Below are 1,133 nucleotides of genomic sequence, written 5' to 3'. Positions count from 1 at the left end.
CGGGCATCCGACAGCCGCTCCACCAACAGCAGCCCCACACCCTCCGACCAGCCCGTACCATCAGCCGCCGCCGAGAACGACTTGCACCGCCCGTCCGGTGCGAGCCCGCGCTGCCGGGAGAACTCCACGAATGCCTGCGGAGTGGACATGACGGTCACGCCGCCGGCCAGCGCCAGATCGCACTCGCCCTGCCGCAGCGCGTTCGCCGCCAGATGCAACGCCACCAGCGACGACGAACACGCCGTGTCCACCGTCACCGCCGGACCCTCGAACCCGAAGGTGTACGACAGTCGTCCGGACGCGATGCTGCCGGCGGTACCGGCTGCTCGATAGCCTTCGAGCTCCTGGCGGGCGGGTCCCGCTCCCGAGCCGTAGTCGTGGTACATCACCCCGGTGAACACGCCTGTACGGCTGCCCCGCAGGGAAGCGGGAACGATCCCCGCGTTCTCCAGCGTCTCCCAGGCGGTCTGCAGGAGCAGACGCTGCTGCGGATCGGTGGCGATCGCCTCGCGCGGAGACATCCCGAAGAATCCGGCGTCGAACTCGTCCGCGTCGTACAGAAATCCACCATGCCGCGTGTACGACGTGCCCGTGTGATCCGGATCCGGGTCATACAGAGCATCCACATCCCAGCCCCGATTGACCGGGAACTCCCCCACCGCGTCCACACCCTCGGACACCAACCGCCACAGATCATCCGGCGACGCCACACCACCCGGGTAACGGCACGCCATCCCCACGATCGCGATCGGCTCGTCCGACGACGCCACGACCGTCGCCCGCACAGCGGGAGAGGATCCGGCCGGCTCACCGGACAGCTGCTCCAGCAGATGGGCGGTGAGGGCCGCGTGGGTGGGATGGTCGAAGACCAGGGTGGTGGTCAGGCGCAGTCCGGTGGCGGTGCCGAGGCGGTTGCGAAGTTCTACGGCGGTCAGGGAGTCGAAGCCCATTTCCTGGAAGGGCCGGTCGTCGTCGAGGTCGTACGGGCCGGTGTGGCCCAGGACGTGGGCCACGTGCGTACGGACCAGTTCGGCCACCGCCCGTTCGCGCTCCTCGGGTGCAAGGCCGGACAGCCGCTGCGCCCACGGCACCTCGGAGGGGGCCGTGGCCTGCGCGGCAGTACGGCCACGGGG

Annotated in this window: 1 protein-coding gene; it reads right to left on the bottom strand. The window is 69.8% G+C overall.

From position 1 onward, the window contains the following. Positions 1-1,133, bottom strand: a 1,133-nt coding sequence (locus tag ACFYX0_RS47940; RefSeq protein ID WP_388982200.1) for a beta-ketoacyl synthase N-terminal-like domain-containing protein, incomplete at both ends; no start/stop codon positions are given.

The organism is Streptomyces sp. NPDC002573, from assembly GCF_042889625.1.
GTDB classification, from domain to species: Bacteria; Actinomycetota; Actinomycetes; order Streptomycetales; family Streptomycetaceae; genus Streptomyces; species Streptomyces gibsoniae.
Note: the sequence above shows the minus strand (reverse complement) of the source record. Positions and strands in the feature narration are given on the sequence as shown.